This is a genomic window from Brevundimonas mediterranea, from assembly GCF_014196125.1.
Lineage (GTDB): Bacteria > Pseudomonadota > Alphaproteobacteria > Caulobacterales > Caulobacteraceae > Brevundimonas > Brevundimonas mediterranea.
The window spans coordinates 1,212,364-1,227,211 of record NZ_JACIDA010000001.1 but is presented as its reverse complement, the minus strand read 5'-3'; the positions used below and the strand labels follow the sequence as shown (position 1 = coordinate 1,227,211).

Here is a 14,848-nt window from a genome sequence, read left to right as displayed (position 1 = left end):
TCAGACCGCGACCGCCGTCGTGTCGCGGATGAAGCCGCCGCCCAGGACGCGGTCGGGGTCGGCCGGGTCGTACAGGGCGCAGGCCTGGCCGGGGGCGACGCCTTCCTCGCCCTCGTCGAAGACGATACGGACGTCGCCGTCGACCAGGGCCAGGCGGGCGGGCGAGGGCTGGCGCGTGGAGCGGACGCGGGCCAGGACGGGGAGGCCGGCTTCTGCGGCCTCAAGGATCGTGGCTTCGTCGCCCAGCCAGTTGGTCTCTTCCAGCGTCAGGCTGGCGGTCAGCAGGGCTTCGCGCGGGCCGACGATGACGCGGCGGGTTTCGGGCTCCAGCTTGACGACGAACAGGGGCTCGCCCACGGCGACGTTCAGGCCCCGGCGCTGGCCGATGGTGTAGTCGGTGATGCCGGCGTGGGTTCCCAGCACCCGACCGTCCATGTGCACGATCTCGCCGGCCTCGCGCCCTTGCGGACGTAGCCGGTCGATCAGGGTGCGATAGTCACCCGAGGGGACGAAACAGATGTCCTGGCTGTCCGGCTTGGCGGCGATCTTCAGCCCCAGTTCGGCGGCGACGCCGCGCACCTGGGGCTTTTCCAGATCAGCGAGGGGGAAGCGCAGATAGTCGAGCTGGTCCGGCGTGGTGGCGAACAGGAAATAGGACTGGTCGCGCGAGTGGTCGATCGCCTTGCGCATCTGCGAGCGATTGCCGAGGCCATGGCGGCGGACGTAGTGGCCCGTCGCCATGGCCTCGGCCCCCAGGTCGCGGGCGACGTCCAGCAGGTCGCGGAACTTGACCGTCTGATTGCAGCGGATGCAGGGGACCGGGGTCTGGCCCTTCAGATAGGAGTCGGCGAACTGGTCGATCACCGCGTCCTTGAAGCGGCTTTCGTAGTCCAGGACATAGTGGGGGATGCCGATCATCTCGGCGGCGAGGCGGGCGTCGTGAATGTCCTGACCCGCGCAGCAGGCGCCCTTCTTCTTCAGCGCCGCGCCGTGGTCGTAGAGCTGCAGGGTCACGCCGACGACGTCATAGCCCGCCCTGTGCAGCAGGGCGGCGACGACGGTGGAGTCCACCCCGCCCGACATGGCCGCGACAATGCGCGAACCCAGCGGCAGACCGACCGCCGCCCGCGCGCTCTCGACCGCCGCATCCATGTCGGTGCGGCGAATGTCGGGAACGGGGCAGATGTCTTCGACCAGGGTCATGGCCGCCATTTAGTGCGGAACCGGCGCGATTTCGAGGCCGGTCAACGAAAAGGGCCGCATCCGTCGCCGGATGCGGCCCTCCTCGTCTTCGGGGGGAACCTTTAGGAGCGGTAGCTCTGGATCCGCGTCGTGCGCAGACCCTGCATGCCCCATTTGTCGATGGCCTTCTGCCAGGCGAGGAATTCTTCCGCCGTCAGGCGGTACTTAGCCAGGGCGTCGTCCAGGCTGAGCAGACCGCCGCGAACGGCGGCGACGACCTCGGCCTTGCGGCGGATCACCCACCGATCCGTATTGGACGGCGGCAGATCGTTCAGGGTCAGGGGCGTGCCAGTCGGTCCGACCACGTATTGTTCGCCTTTGCTATTCAGGCGTCGCTCTTGCAACATGGGCTTATGCCTCTTTCACCAACACCGTAGTGTCATGAATGTAGGCCACCCCCGCTAAGGTCGGTTTAAGGGTCGTGGTGAAGGAACTGATAAAACCCGTCCCTCCCCAAACCATTTTGTAAACCTTGCTTGAACGACGATTCATTGAGACTAACGCTTACTTACTCGCCGATCAGCGTTTGATGTTGATCAGTTCGGCGAGCATTTCGTCCGCCGTGGTGATGATCTTTGACGAGGCGGAATAGGCCCGCTGGGTGGTGATCAGGCCGGTGAATTCGGCCGACAGATCGACGGTGGAGGATTCCAGCTGCTGGGCTGCGATCGTGCCGGCGCCGCCGGTTCCGGCCGCCTTCAGGTTGAAGGTGCCGCTCTCCAGGCTGACCGCATAGGCGTTGCCGGAGACCTCTTTCAGGCTGTCGGGGCTCGGGAAGGTGGCGATGGCGACCTGGGCGATGCGGCGCATGACGCCGTTGTCGAAGATCGCGGTGACGAAGCCGCTTTCATCAATGGTGATCTCGCTCAGATTGCCGAAGGCCGTGCCGTTGGTGACGGTCGACTGCACCACGGACGCGGTGTTCAGCTGGCTGAGCCCGCCGGCGGAGGTGTTGAGGTCCAGCATCACCGTCTGGGCGGCGATGCCCAGGCCGTCGGCCCATTTGACCTTGCCGTTGTCCGACGGGTCGGCGGGATCGATCGTGTTGTTAGGGTCTGACTCGAGGAAGGAGAGGGTCGCCTGGGTCGGGTCGTCGAACAGTCCCTTGCCGGCCGGCCAGCTCTGCATGGTCTCGACATCAAGGCGGCCCGAGGGTGTGAAGGCGATCAGGCCGGTCTTGATCTGGCCGTTCGAGTAGGGGGCGCCGGTCACGACGTCACCGGCCGGGGCCGAGACGATTTCAGCATACCACTGGTTCGGTTCGGCGCTTTTCAGGAAGCGGATCTCCAGATTGCGCTGGCCGCCCTTGGAGTCGGACACCGGGATGTTCATCTTGAAGTCCGGCTTGACGCCCACCGGCGTGTCGTCGTCGGCGTTATACATCGCCATCGAGTTGACGGAGGGATCGTATTTCGTCTGGGCGACCCCGTTCGTCGCCATGCCGATTTCCGCGAAGTCGATCGCATAGGGGGTGCCGTTGACGGCCGGCGTGCCGCTGGTCGGGGTGATGGTCAGGGTGGTGGCGTTCGCCGCCGCCGATCCGTTGGCGCTGGAAGCGGCGTTGGGAACGAAGCCAGTCAGGGCGCCGGTCGCGTCATAGGTGGCCGTGCCGACGATCTTGGTGATGCCCGACTTCAAAGTGACTTCAAACGTATTGGCCCCGGTTCGCTTGTAGCCGACGGTGATGTCGTGCTTGACCGGCGGAACAGCGGCGTCTTCGACCCCGTTGTAGCTGTTGGGACCAGCGGGGCTGGACACGGCCTGGGTTGAGCGCAGGTTGGCGTTGATCTGGACGCGGGTGGTCGGCTCGGCCGTGCCGCCGACCGAGCCGATATTCACCGAGCGAAGACGCGACAGGTCGGACGGGTCGGTCGCGATCTCCCCGTTGGAATCCACCGGCCAACCCTGCAAGTACAGACCGGCGCTGTTCTTCAGATAGCCCAGATTATCGACGCGGAAGGCGCCTGCGCGGGTGAACAAGCGGGTGTCCGTGGCGCCGACGTTTTCGGCCTGGGTCGTGGTGACGAAAAAGCCCTGTCCACTGACGGCGAGATCCGTGCTGGAGGTCGTGCGCTGGAGCTGGCCTTCCTGGCTAACGAAGGCCCGGGTGTTGGCCATCACGCCGCCCGCTGAATAGGAACCGCCGGCGCGGGTCTGGCTGTTGACCAGGGTCTGGAATTCGCCCTGCGAGCGTTTGTAGCCGACGGTGTTGACGTTGGCGATGTTCTGCGAGATCGCCGCCAGGGCGGCGGAGTTGGCGGCCAGGCCGGACACGCCGGCCAGCATTGCGCTGTTCAAGCTCATGAAGACGCTCCTTGAATGGAATTCATCGGGAAGGCGGCGGAGCGCATCATGCGGCCGCCTCCTCGGTCGGGACGTCCGGATTCTCCGTATCGTCGTTGCTCGATTTGTCGGCGATCTCGTTCAGCGAGATCACGGTCGAGAGGGGAAGTATGGTCTCGCCGACCACCAGGTACGGTGCGCCATTATACATTTCGACGCCCTTGACACGGCCCTTGGTCAGAGCCTGGCTGGCGACGTTGGCGTTCTTGGAGTCCATGGCCGAGACCTTCAGCGTATAGACGCCTTCCGTCAGGACTTCGCCGCCGGTCGTCTTGCCGTCCCAGGTGAAGGAGTGAAGTCCTTCGGACTTGTCGGGCGCCGGACCTTCCCAGACGACCTTGCCCTTGCTGTCCAGGACCTTCAGCGTGACGGCGGAGGCGTCAGACGCAAGTTCGTAGTTCCAAGCCGCCTTGCCGTCCTTCAGTGTCGTGGCCGACCAGGCCGCCGTCACTTCCTTGCCGATATAGGCGGCGGCGTTGTTCAGATTACCCGATTGAGCCGCGACCAGGCTGGTCAGCAGGTCGTTGGTCAGCAGTTGCTGCTCCACACCGGCCATCTGGGTCAGTTGGGCGGTGAACTCGTTGGAATCGAGCGGCGACAACGGATCCTGATTCTTCATCTGCGTGGTCAGCAGAGTCAGGAAGGTCTCGAAGTTCGAGGCCAGCATCGTCGTGCCGCTGTTCAGGCGGCCGGAGGCGTCGACGGAAGAAACGGCGGTGGCCATGGGGTCAGACCCTCACATCGACGCGGTCACGCGTCTGGGAATGGTTGGTCCAGGCGCCTTGAGGAGGCGTGATGGAAAGATCGGCCTGGGCGGTCAGGCGCGCGCCGCCTGCGAACAGGCTCTGGCGCTGCTGCTGCTGGCGGTCGAAACCGCCGCCGGACGAGGTGTCGCGTTGGGTGAAGTCGAGCGAGTCGCCGGCGAGCTGGAAACCGGCGTCCTGAAGCTGGCGACGCAGTTCGTCGGCGCGGCCGCGCAACTCGGCGGCGGCGGCCGGATTGTCGAAGGCCAGGCGTGCGGCGAGCCGGCCATCGGCGCCGATCTCCAGGCTCACGTCCACCCGTCCCAGATCCTCCGGCGTCAGCACCATGTCGAAGCGGGTGGAGCGTCCCTCAAGCTTGCGGGCGATCTGGGCGGCGAGATGGGCGGTCGTCTCGATGGTGGCGCGCGACAGGGACGAGGCGCTGGTCGTCGGAGTCGTGGTCGTCGCCGCATCGAGCGCGCGGGCTTCCGTGGCGCCATCGACGGGCGTGGCCGGGTCAGGCGACGTCATGGCCGCATCAAGGACCGGAACGGCCCCGCTCGGCGCGGCTTCGGTCGAGGCGGCGTTTTGGGCCGGGGGCGGCGTTGCGTTCGCCATGACGATGTGGTCGCCGAGCGCGGGTTGCGCCACGTTCTGACCTGGGCTCGCCTCGGCGGGCGCGGTCTTGGTCGAGGCCGGGTGGGGTTGGGCGGCGTTCGTCACGGGCGTCGTCGCCTTGGCGGGTGCGCTTCCAGTCGGTTGCGATGTCGCGATGACCGGCGCGGGCTCTGCGTCAGACGGTTCAGTCGGGACTTCGACTTTGGCGTCTATGGCCTGAATCGCTTCGGCGACCGCCAGGCTCGAGATTACAGCGACCGTCTGGACGGGCTGCGCCGCGAGGTTGGCCGATTGGATCAAGACCTTCACGTCCATCTTCGGCGCGGCGGTCTCGATTTTGGGGGAAGTTGCGCTGGCGCCGGCGGATTGAACGGGTTCCGAGACCGGCTTCGCCGTCGTCTGTTCCGCCGGCTTCGCGATAGAGTCAGCGGCCGCCACGGCCGATTTGTCGGAGGCGGGGGCCAAGGGTGCGGCGTTCTTGACGTCAGCCGAAGACTGTCCCGTCATCCCAGAATCCGGCAAAGGCGTCTGCGTCGTCGCGTCGTCTTTGGCGACGGGGGGAGATGACGCGGCGGCGGGGACTTGCTGCGCGGCCAGAGCGGCGAGTGTCTGGTTGACATCAGGGGCGACGGGCGCAGCCGCAGCCGTTTCGTGATTCTGGGCCAGGCTCTGTTCGCGTGGTGAGGTCTCTGCCGAGCCGATGATCGGGGGCTGCCCGGGGGCGTCCGGGGTCGGCGATGGAGCTGGCGTCGCCTCGACCAATACCTTCCCGATTTCGGTTGCGGCGGTCGCGCTCTGCTGTGTGGAGATATCGGGGGTTTCGACGGTCGCGCCTGTCGCGGCGCGCTGTTCAAGGCGCGTCAGGTCAAGGGCTGCTGTCGTCGGGCCCACGCTTGCGCTGTCAGCGGCCGCTGTTTCGGGCGACGGTCCGGACGCGGTGGTCGGCGCGACAACGGGGGCGGCCAAAGGAGCCGGCTGCGGGAGAGGAGGTTGAGGCGCGGCCGCGAGATCGGAAGGCGCGACGGGCGTGTCCGTCTGTTCCGCTTCGGCGTCCGAGACCGGCGCCTCGACGGCGATCAAGGCGTCAGGTGCGGCATCGATCGCTTCCGCCAGGGCGGCAGGGGCGTCGGACGTCTCGGCCGCTTCCAGATCCGGACTGGAGATCACCGGGAGCGAGAGGCGGCCCGGCGCGCGATGTGCAGCTTCGGCCTTTGCGGCGTCTGTTTTCACGCCTTGGATGGCGTCGGCCAGGTTCGAGGAGAACAGGCCGGCCGTCTCGCTGTCCGTGACGCCCGGCGCAGCAGCGGCCGATCCGGCGGAGGCCGGCGGCGCGGAGGCGAACATGGCGAATGCGGACGGCATGAGAGGCAGGCGACCTTCAGGGGTGGGCGGCGCCTGCTGCGCCTGGTTCTTCCAACAGCCTGTCGCAAGGGGCGGGCCAGTTGCATGCTCGTTGATTTAAAAGAGAAAAATAGGCATTGACCAAAGGCTGGCCATCAAACGTGGGCCTTTCTTGCCGTGCGTTCGCTCTTTTTTGCCCGGCTTAGAATGCGTCATGTCTGGATCGAGATCGACGTCCTCAGGCCTCCGTCATGTCGCGACGGACATATTGGCCCGACGCTTGCGCACCTCGCGGACCATGAAGACTGCGCGATCCGCGATGTCGTTTAAAAACAACGCTCTGACTGAGCGGCGGCGGCGCATGGCCGGGCAAGATCTGCGCATGGCAGGGCAGGGCTTGCCGGGTGGGGCGAGAGGAACAGATCCATGTCGCTGACGTCGATCATGAATATCGCGACCTCGGGCCTCCAGACGGCCCAGGCCCAGTTGCGCGTTACATCGGACAATATCGCCAACGTCCATACGCCGGGCTATGTGCGCAAGACCGTCGATCAGACGGCGGCCGTCACCCAGGGTTATGGCGCCGGCGTCGATATCGCGCGGGTTCGTCTGGCGACCGATCGGTTCCTGCAGGCTGCCGGGATGAGCGCCAATGCGGACGCTGCGCGCGAGACCGTGCGGTATGAACTGTACGACCAGATTCAGACCCGGTTCGGCGATCCCAGCGGCGACGGCGGTTTCTTCGCGGATATAGACAAGCTGTTCGCCAGCTATGCGACCTTGGGCGAAAGCCCCACCTCTTCAGCCGCGCGCCAGGACACGATCTACAAGACCCAGGCCTTGTTCAATGAGGCCGCAGGCATCGCCGCCCAGATCCAGACAGCGCGCCAGGAAGCGGACGGGCGGCTTCAGAACGCGGTCGAGACGATCAATCCGCTGCTGGAACAGATCGCCAAGCTCAACAAGACGATCGCCGCCGGAACGGTCATCAACCAGGACGTGACGGGCGCACAGAACGCCCAACAGACGCTGATCGACCAACTGTCCAAATATATGGACGTCAAGGTGGAGGCCCGGGCCAATGGGGGCGTGACCTTGCGGACCGGGACGGGTACGACCCTGGTCGGCGAAGGGAATGCGACCCTGTCCTACAAGGCGGCGGGGACGGTGGACGCGACGACGGCCTTCTCCGACATCATGATCACCGAACCTAACGGCACGCGCTGGCCGCTTCTGGACGGGGTGTCGTCGGGCGAGATCCGTGGGCTGGTCGAACTGCGCGATATCGACGCCCCGGCCGCCGCCGCCCGTCTGGGTGAACTGACGGCCAAGATGGCCGACGAACTGAACCGCGCCCATAACGCCAACAGCGCCGTGCCCGCGCCGACCAGTCTGAGCGGACGAAACACCGGCCAGTCGCTGACGAACGCCCTGACCGGCTTTACCGGCAAGACCACGATCACGACGGTGAACAGCGCAGGCGTGATCCAGGGTTCGGCCGAGATCATCTTCTCCGGCGCGACCATGACGGTCAACGGGGTGGCCGCCGATCCGACGACCTTCCTGGCGACGGTCAACGCCCAATTGGGGGTGACGGCGACGGTCGGCTTCTCCAATGGACAGTTGCGGATCGAGGGCCAGGCCGGAAACGGAATCGCCATCGCCGACGATGCGACGACGCCGAGCAGCAAGGGCGGTCGAGGCTTCTCGCACTGGTTCGGGCTGAACGACCTGGTCAGCACCAAGACGCCGAGCTTCTATGAGACCGGTTTGAGCCTGACGTCGCAGCACGGCTTCGATGCGGGCGAGAGTCTGACGTTCCGCATCGGCAGCGAGTCCGGCGCGAGACTGCGGGACGTCACGGTGGCGGTCCCTGCCGGCACCGGAACCATGGGCGAGCTTCTGTCCGCGCTGAACGATCCGGTCGCGGGCGTAGGGCGGTTCGGCGCCTTCAGTCTGGACGCCTCTGGCGCATTGAGTTTCAAGGCCTATGACGCCAGCGCCACGACCATGAGCGTGGTCAAGGACGGCACGACCCAGGATACGTCCGGCGTGTCCATGTCGCAGCTGTTCGGTCTGGGCGGTACGGGCGCGACGCGGGCGGGGGCCTATAGCGTCCGCAGCGACATCCAGCAGGACCCGGGCAAGCTGGCGCTGGCTCAGTTGAACCTGTCGGCGGCCGCCGGAACGCCGGCCTTGAGCAAGAACGACGGTCGCGGCGGACTTCTGCTGGCGGACGCGGGCAAGAAGAACGTCAACTTCGCCTCCGCCGGCGGCAACAGCGGCGGAACCAAGACCCTGTCGTCCTATGCGGCGGACTTCGCCGGCGACATTGGGGGCAAGGCCTCGGCGGCCAAGACGCGCAGCGAGACGGCGACGGCCCTGTCGAAGGAGGCCGACAGTCGTCGCGCCTCGGCCGAAGGCGTCAACATGGACGAGGAACTGGTCAATATGACCACCTTCCAGCAAGCCTATAACGCCTCTGCCCGCCTAATCCAGGCGAGCAAGGACATGTACGACACCCTGATCGGGATGCTGAAATGACGCGTGTCGCCACCGCCGGAAACTATCAGTCCGCCCTCTTGAATCTGATGACGGCCCAGAGCCGCGCCGAACTAGCGCAGGAGCGGATCAGCAGCGAAAAGATCGCGACCGACATGGCCAGCTATGGCCGGGGCGCGGAACAGCTGACCAGTCTGACCTCGACCCAGGCCCGGCTGGAAGGGTTCATCGGCGCCGGCGAGAGCGCGGCCGCGAGACTGAGCGCCCAGGACCTGGCCATGGGCCGGATCTACGAAGCCGGCACGGGCGCCCGCGAGGCCATCGCCAATGGGCTGGCCGCCGGCAGCATCACCAATCTGATGACTGAACTGGGTCTGCACTATCAGAACGTCCAGGGCGGCTTGAACGCCGAGCATCAGGGCTCCTATCTGTTCTCCGGCGGGCGTGGCGACGTCGCGCCGGCGACGGCCAAGACCATGGCCGATCTGGCCGCCGCCCCCTCGACCGCCTCGACCTTTGCGAACGACAGCCTGAAGCAGAAGTCGCGCATCGACGAGAACACCATGGTCGAGACCGGCTTCCTCGCGAACGAAATCGGCGGACCCCTGACCGAGGTGTTCCGCAACATGCAGGCCTATCAGAACGGCACGCCGGTCACCATCGACGGCGTGACCTATACGCCCACGGGCGTCGGCACCCTGACGGGCCAGCCGGGGGCGGGCGTCACGGCCTTCCTGAACGCCCAGATGACCCAACTCGACAAGGCCAATCAGGGCGTGACCAACCAGAACGCCAAGAATGGTCTGGTGCAGAACCACGTCGAATCCGCCCTCGACGCGCACGGGTCCCAGAAGATCGCGCTCGACAAGATGATGCAGGACAAGACCGGCTATGACCCGGCCCAGGCCGTGACCGACCTGCAGATGGCGCAGGTGGCGATCCAGGCCTCGGCGCAGGTGATCAATTCGCTGCGCAGCACGTCGCTGCTGGATCTGCTGCGATAGTCTGAGCTCCAGCCTCCCTGATTCCCGAGGCGTCGCCATTCTGCATAACTAAATATACGGCTCCGCTGGACTGTGGGCCGGATTGGAACGTACCATGAACAAATGGCGCGTCTTGATCTGCGAAAAAAGCTGTCGATCCTGGCGGATGCGGCGAAATACGACGCCTCCTGCTCGTCGTCAGGAACCTCGAAGCGGGACTCGGTCGGCGGCAAGGGGATCGGCTCGACGGAGGGCATGGGCATCTGCCACGCCTATACGCCGGACGGGCGGTGCATCAGCCTGCTGAAGATCCTGCTGACCAATTTCTGCATCTACGACTGCGCCTATTGCATCAATCGGGCGTCGTCGAACGTGGAGCGGGCGCGGTTCGACGTGGACGAGGTGGTTGACCTGACGTTGAACTTCTATCGGCGAAACTATATCGAAGGCCTGTTCCTGTCGTCGGGCATCATCCGGTCCGGCGACTATACGATGGAGCAACTGGTCCTAGTGGCCAAGACGCTGAGGGAGGTCCACGACTTCCGCGGCTATATCCATCTGAAGCTGATCCCCGAGGCGGATCCGAAGTTGGTCGAGATGGCGGGCCTGTACGCAGACCGGCTGTCGGCCAATATCGAACTGCCCCGCGACGAGGCCCTGGCGCGACTGGCGCCGCAGAAGGATGTCGCCGTCATCAAGAAGGCGATGAGCCAGGTGCGGCTGGGCGTCGAGGCAGCCAGGCCGGCCAAGCGCGACAAGATCAAGCCGCCCAAGTTCGCGCCCGGCGGCCAGAGCACCCAGTTGATCATCGGCGCCGACGGGGCGCCGGATACGGAAATCCTGGACCGCAGCGCCTCCCTGTATGGCGGCTATGGTTTGAGGCGGGTCTATTATTCGGCCTTCAGCCCGATCCCGGATTCCAGTTCGGTCCTGCCGCTGTCGAAACCGCCCCTGATGCGCGAGCACCGCCTCTACCAGGCCGACTGGCTGATGCGGTTCTACGGCTTTTCCGCGCCAGAGATCGGGGAGGGGGCGGCCGGGGGCATGCTGGACCTGGCGGTCGATCCGAAACTGGCCTGGGCGCTGAACAAGCGCGCACAGTTTCCCGTCGATGTGAACCGGGCGCCGCGCGAGATGCTGCTGCGCGTGCCGGGTCTGGGGGTGAAGGCTGTCGACCGGATCGTGTCGGTGCGGCGGTATCGGACGCTGAGGCTGGAGGACGTCGGGCGGCTGACGCGGTCGGTGGCCAAGGTGCGGCCCTTCATCACCGCCCTGGACTGGACGCCGGGCGCCCTGACGGATGCGGCGGATCTGAAGGCGCGGGTGACGTCGCGGTCGCCCGAACAGTTAAGCCTGTTCTGATGAAGACGGCGGTGCTGGCGTCGGAGACGGATTTCGACGGGTGGAGGGTCGCGGCGCGGGCGTTGCGGCTGGCGGGCGTGGAGCCGGTCGCGGCGCGGTTTGTCGTGGCGGGGGCAGATGGACAGGGCGGGTTGTTCGACATCCCCTATTCCGCTCATCCCCGCGAAAGCGGGGATGAGCGGAATAGGGACGAATTCACCGTTCCCGCCGCCTTCGTGGACCTGGCGCGAGACGTGATCCTGCATCGGTCCGCCGACCGTTTCGACCTGATGTACCGGCTGCTGTGGCGTCTCCGGGACGAGCCGGACCTGACCAAGGTGGTCTCGGATCGGGACGTGGCCGATGCGATGGAGCGGGCAAGAAACGTCAGCCGGTCGTCGCACAAGATGAAGGCCTTCGTGCGCTTTCGCCAGACGCACGACGCGCACGGTGAGGCCTGGGTCGCCTGGTTCGAGCCTGCGCACCGGGTGGTGGAAAGGACCGCGCCCTTCTTTCAGCGGCGGTTCACGACCATGCGGTGGTCAATCCTGACGCCGGACGGTTCGGCCCATTGGGACACCGAGACCCTGAGTTTCGGCCCGCCGGCGACGCGGGACATGGCGCCGGCCGAGGACGAGATCGAGGCGTTCTGGAAGACCTACTACGCCTCCACCTTCAATCCTGCGCGGCTGAAGCTGAAGACCATGCAGGGCGAGATGCCCAAATCCTATTGGAAGAACCTGCCTGAGGCGGCGCTGATTCCGGGTCTGACGGCCGCGTCCCAGGGCCGGACCGAGGCCATGGTCGCAACCCCCGCGCCAGCGCCCAATGCGCGGTTCATGCGGGCGGTGGCGCGGGACCTTCACGCCGCGCGGCCCGATGCGGAGGTGGTTCCGGCGGATTTGGCGGAGGTGGAGCGCGGAGTTCAGGCCTGTCGGCGCTGCCCCCTGTATCGCGACGCGACCCAGGGGGTGTGCGGCGAAGGGCCGAAGGCGGCGCGGTTGATGATCGTGGGCGAACAGCCGGGCGATCAGGAGGATCTGGCGGGACGACCCTTCGTCGGGCCGGCGGGCCAGGTGTTGGATGAGGCGCTGGAAGAGGCGGGCGTCGACCGGGTCGACGTCTATGTCACCAACGCCGTCAAACATTTTAAGCACGAGCCGCGCGGCAAGCGACGCCTGCATCGGACGCCGGATGCGGGCGAGGTGACGGCCTGTCGCTGGTGGCTGGACGCCGAACGCCGGCTGGTTCAGCCGAAGCTGGTGCTGGCCCTGGGCGCGACGGCCGGCCTGGCCTTGCTGGGCCGCAAGCCGGCGGTGATCAGGGAAAGGGGGCAAGCCCTGACGCTGGACGACGGATCGGTCGGAATGCTGACGGTCCACCCGGCCTATCTGCTGCGACTGCCGGACAGGGCTGCCCAGAGCGAGGCGCGGCGCGCCTTCGTCGAGGATCTGTCCGCCGCGCGACACCTTATTGGTTGAAGAACGAACGAATCCGGTCTGGCGGCGTTGCCGTTGTAGCGCCAGCGTGGCGGTGAGGAATATTCCATGGGGGACGCAGGTCCGACACAGTATGAAAGGAAAGCGCCGTTGGAATGTCATCGCGCGTTGACTTCCCCCTTGGGCTTGACCATGAGGCGTGTCGGGTTTTCGGCTGTTTCTTGCGTAGGTTGGGAAAACGCTTGATTCCCGTTCTGACTTCCGGGGCGCGATGAGCCAGACCGATTACGAAATCACGGACGCGGGCGACGGGACGGCGAAGCTGCGCCTGGTCGGCGACTGGACGACGACAGCCCTGGGGCGCCTTCAGCAACGGCTGGAAAAAGATCTGGCCGGGCGCAAGGTCAAGAGCCTGGACACCCGCGATCTGGGTCGGTTCGATACAGCCGGCGCCCTGGCCTTGGTGCAGGCGTCGCATGGCGGGGTGCCCAAGTCGGCCTGGAAGGATCGGCCCGAGGCCGGTCGCATCTACACGATGATCGAGACGCTGGAGCGCAAGAGCGCGCCGCCGCTCAAGCGTCCGGACGCTTTCACCCGCTCCTTCGCCAAGATCGGTCGGGGCGTATACGACTTCGGCGGCGAGGCGATGCTATCGCTGGCCTTCCTCGGCCGGCTGATGGCGGCCGTGGTCGAGGCGGCCAAAAATCCGGGCGGCATCCGCTGGCCCGCCTGGGTCAGCCAGGCCGAGCGCGCAGGTCTGGACGCCATTCCCATCGTGATGGTGACGAATTTCTTCATCGGCGCAGTCGTGGCCTTCATCGGCGTGGACCTGCTGACCGACTTCGGCGCTCAGGTGTTCGCGGTGCAGCTGATCGGCGTGGCCATGTTCCGCGAGTTCGCGGTGGTGATCGCCTCGGTCCTGCTGGCGGGGCGGTCGGCCTCGGCCTTTGCAGCCGAGATCGGGTCCATGCGGATGAACCAGGAGGTCGACGCCATGCAGGTGATGGGCGTCAATCCGTTCCAGGCCCTGGTGATCCCGCGCGTGGCGGCCCTGGTGCTGATGCTGCCGTTGTTGACCTTCATGGGCATGATCGGCGGCCTGCTGGGCGGTCTGGTCGTGTGCTGGAGCTCCCTGAACCTGGGGCCGGCCTTCTTCTTCCAGCGATTGGTCGAGGACGGGAGCATGGCCCAGCACATGATGGTCGGCTTGGTGAAGGCGCCGGTCTTCGCCCTGGTGATCGCCGCCATCGGCTGTCGTCAGGGGATGTCGGTCGCTGGGGATGTCGAGAGCCTGGGCCGGCGGGTGACGGCGGCGGTGGTGCAAGCGATCTTCGCCATCATCCTGCTGGACGCCGTCTTCGCCCTGATGTTCCTGGAGCTGGACATATGACCGACACGACGATGTCGGCCGCCGCGCCGGACGACGAACCCGAGAATCTGATCGAGGTGCGCGGCCTGCTGAGCCAGTTCGGCGACCGGACCATTCACGAGAACCTGGATCTGGACCTGAAGCGGGGCGAGGTCCTGGGAGTGGTCGGGGGATCGGGCGCGGGCAAGACCGTGCTTCTGAACACCATCATCGGCCTGAAGGAGCCCGAGGGCGGGTCGGTCAAGGTGCTGGGCTACGACCGCGCCACCCTGACGGACGATCAGGCGGCCGACATCGAAAAGCGCACTGGCATCCTGTTCCAGCAGGGGGCGCTGTTCTCATCCCTGACCGTTCTTGAGAACGTGGCGGCGCCCCTGGTCGAACATACGAAACTGCCCAAGTCGGTGATGTACGAACTGGCCGAGCTGAAGATCGCCATGGTCGGTCTGAAACCAGAGCATCATCACCTGAAGCCGGCCGAGCTGTCGGGCGGGATGAAGAAGAGGGCCGGTCTGGCGCGGGCCCTGGCGCTGGATCCCGAATTGGTATTCCTGGACGAGCCGACGGCGGGCCTGGACCCCATCGGGGCGGCGGCCTTCGACGAACTGATCCGGCAGCTGGCCGACGATCTGGGCTTGTCCGTCTTCATGATCACACACGATCTCGATAGCCTGTACGCCATCTGCGACGAGGTGGCGGTGCTGGCGGACAAACGGGTCGTCGAAAAGGCCACGGTGCAGGAGCTGGAACGCTCCGACCATCCGTGGATCAAGGAGTACTTCCTGGGGCCGCGCGGTCGCGCAGCCCACGGTTCCGACCGCGCCTCGGCGCGGTCGGAACCGGAAATGTCAAAATGAGCGCGCAGCGGGCGGCGAAACCGGCGACCACTTTCGCCTGCTGCGCGCTCGAGACCGCGGCCTGAGGAGA

General features: G+C 66.1%; 11 protein-coding genes. 6 read left to right on the top strand and 5 right to left on the bottom strand.

The window, feature by feature from the left end; genetic code table 11:
* The 5 genes from mnmA to GGR11_RS16750 all read right to left on the bottom strand — a co-directional run bounded on the left by mnmA (position 1) and on the right by GGR11_RS16750 (position 6,308).
* The gene (gene mnmA / locus GGR11_RS06125; RefSeq protein WP_183195847.1) at positions 1-1,212 is read right to left on the bottom strand and encodes a tRNA 2-thiouridine(34) synthase MnmA; all 1,212 of its coding nucleotides are present in this window, start codon (positions 1,210-1,212) and stop codon (positions 1-3) included.
* A gap of 92 nt (positions 1,213-1,304) precedes the next feature.
* Entirely contained in the window at positions 1,305-1,589 is a 285-nt protein-coding gene (sciP, locus tag GGR11_RS06120) for a CtrA inhibitor SciP (protein ID WP_026108337.1), read from the bottom strand.
* Positions 1,590-1,761: 172 nt separating this feature from the next.
* A complete protein-coding gene (gene flgE / locus GGR11_RS06115; protein ID WP_183195846.1) occupies positions 1,762-3,546 on the bottom strand; it encodes a flagellar hook protein FlgE in 1,785 nt (594 codons plus the stop codon).
* A 46-nt stretch (positions 3,547-3,592) separates the two neighbouring features.
* Entirely contained in the window at positions 3,593-4,309 is a 717-nt protein-coding gene (locus GGR11_RS06110; RefSeq protein ID WP_183195845.1) for a flagellar hook assembly protein FlgD, read from the bottom strand.
* 4 nt (positions 4,310-4,313) lie between these two features.
* Complete coding sequence (locus tag GGR11_RS16750) at positions 4,314-6,308, bottom strand: flagellar hook-length control protein FliK (protein WP_246331575.1); 1,995 nt, start codon at positions 6,306-6,308, stop codon at positions 4,314-4,316.
* A gap of 405 nt (positions 6,309-6,713) precedes the next feature.
* On the opposite strand from GGR11_RS16750, the gene flgK reads away from it, so the two are divergent.
* From flgK to GGR11_RS06075, 6 genes are all read left to right on the top strand, one after another.
* A complete protein-coding gene (flgK, locus tag GGR11_RS06100) occupies positions 6,714-8,831 on the top strand; it encodes a flagellar hook-associated protein FlgK (RefSeq protein ID WP_183195844.1) in 2,118 nt (705 codons plus the stop codon).
* Positions 8,828-9,793 (top strand): flagellin, encoded by a 966-nt coding sequence (locus tag GGR11_RS06095; protein WP_183195843.1) that lies wholly within the window; start codon positions 8,828-8,830, stop codon positions 9,791-9,793. The genes flgK and GGR11_RS06095 overlap by 4 nt, the downstream gene beginning before the upstream one ends.
* 102 nt (positions 9,794-9,895) lie before the next feature.
* A complete protein-coding gene (locus GGR11_RS06090; protein WP_183195842.1) occupies positions 9,896-11,134 on the top strand; it encodes a putative DNA modification/repair radical SAM protein in 1,239 nt (412 codons plus the stop codon).
* Positions 11,134-12,594, top strand: coding sequence for a UdgX family uracil-DNA binding protein (locus GGR11_RS06085; protein ID WP_183195841.1), 1,461 nt, complete (start codon positions 11,134-11,136; stop codon positions 12,592-12,594). Before GGR11_RS06090 ends, GGR11_RS06085 begins: the two co-directional genes overlap by 1 nt.
* Before the next feature lie 229 nt (positions 12,595-12,823).
* The gene (locus tag GGR11_RS06080) at positions 12,824-13,942 is read left to right on the top strand and encodes an MlaE family ABC transporter permease (protein WP_183195840.1); all 1,119 of its coding nucleotides are present in this window, start codon (positions 12,824-12,826) and stop codon (positions 13,940-13,942) included.
* Positions 13,939-14,778 carry an ABC transporter ATP-binding protein gene (locus GGR11_RS06075; protein ID WP_183195839.1) on the top strand — a complete coding sequence of 280 codons (840 nt, stop codon included), beginning with the start codon at positions 13,939-13,941 and terminating at the stop codon, positions 14,776-14,778. Before GGR11_RS06080 ends, GGR11_RS06075 begins: the two co-directional genes overlap by 4 nt.
* Positions 14,779-14,848: the final 70 nt, after the last annotated feature.

What these genes read in the sequence shown, in the direction of transcription:
- GGR11_RS06080 (WP_183195840.1), top strand. Translation starts at nt 12,824, where the DNA reads ATGAGCCAGACCGATTACGAAATCACGGACGCGGGCGACGGGACGGCG.
- mnmA (WP_183195847.1), bottom strand. Translation starts at nt 1,212, where the DNA reads ATGGCGGCCATGACCCTGGTCGAAGACATCTGCCCCGTTCCCGACATT.
- GGR11_RS06110 (WP_183195845.1), bottom strand. Translation starts at nt 4,309, where the DNA reads ATGGCCACCGCCGTTTCTTCCGTCGACGCCTCCGGCCGCCTGAACAGC.
- GGR11_RS06090 (WP_183195842.1), top strand. Translation starts at nt 9,896, where the DNA reads ATGGCGCGTCTTGATCTGCGAAAAAAGCTGTCGATCCTGGCGGATGCG.
- flgE (WP_183195846.1), bottom strand. Translation starts at nt 3,546, where the DNA reads ATGAGCTTGAACAGCGCAATGCTGGCCGGCGTGTCCGGCCTGGCCGCC.
- GGR11_RS06095 (WP_183195843.1), top strand. Translation starts at nt 8,828, where the DNA reads ATGACGCGTGTCGCCACCGCCGGAAACTATCAGTCCGCCCTCTTGAAT.
- sciP (WP_026108337.1), bottom strand. Translation starts at nt 1,589, where the DNA reads ATGTTGCAAGAGCGACGCCTGAATAGCAAAGGCGAACAATACGTGGTC.
- GGR11_RS06085 (WP_183195841.1), top strand. Translation starts at nt 11,134, where the DNA reads ATGAAGACGGCGGTGCTGGCGTCGGAGACGGATTTCGACGGGTGGAGG.
- GGR11_RS06075 (WP_183195839.1), top strand. Translation starts at nt 13,939, where the DNA reads ATGACCGACACGACGATGTCGGCCGCCGCGCCGGACGACGAACCCGAG.
- GGR11_RS16750 (WP_246331575.1), bottom strand. Translation starts at nt 6,308, where the DNA reads ATGCCGTCCGCATTCGCCATGTTCGCCTCCGCGCCGCCGGCCTCCGCC.
- flgK (WP_183195844.1), top strand. Translation starts at nt 6,714, where the DNA reads ATGTCGCTGACGTCGATCATGAATATCGCGACCTCGGGCCTCCAGACG.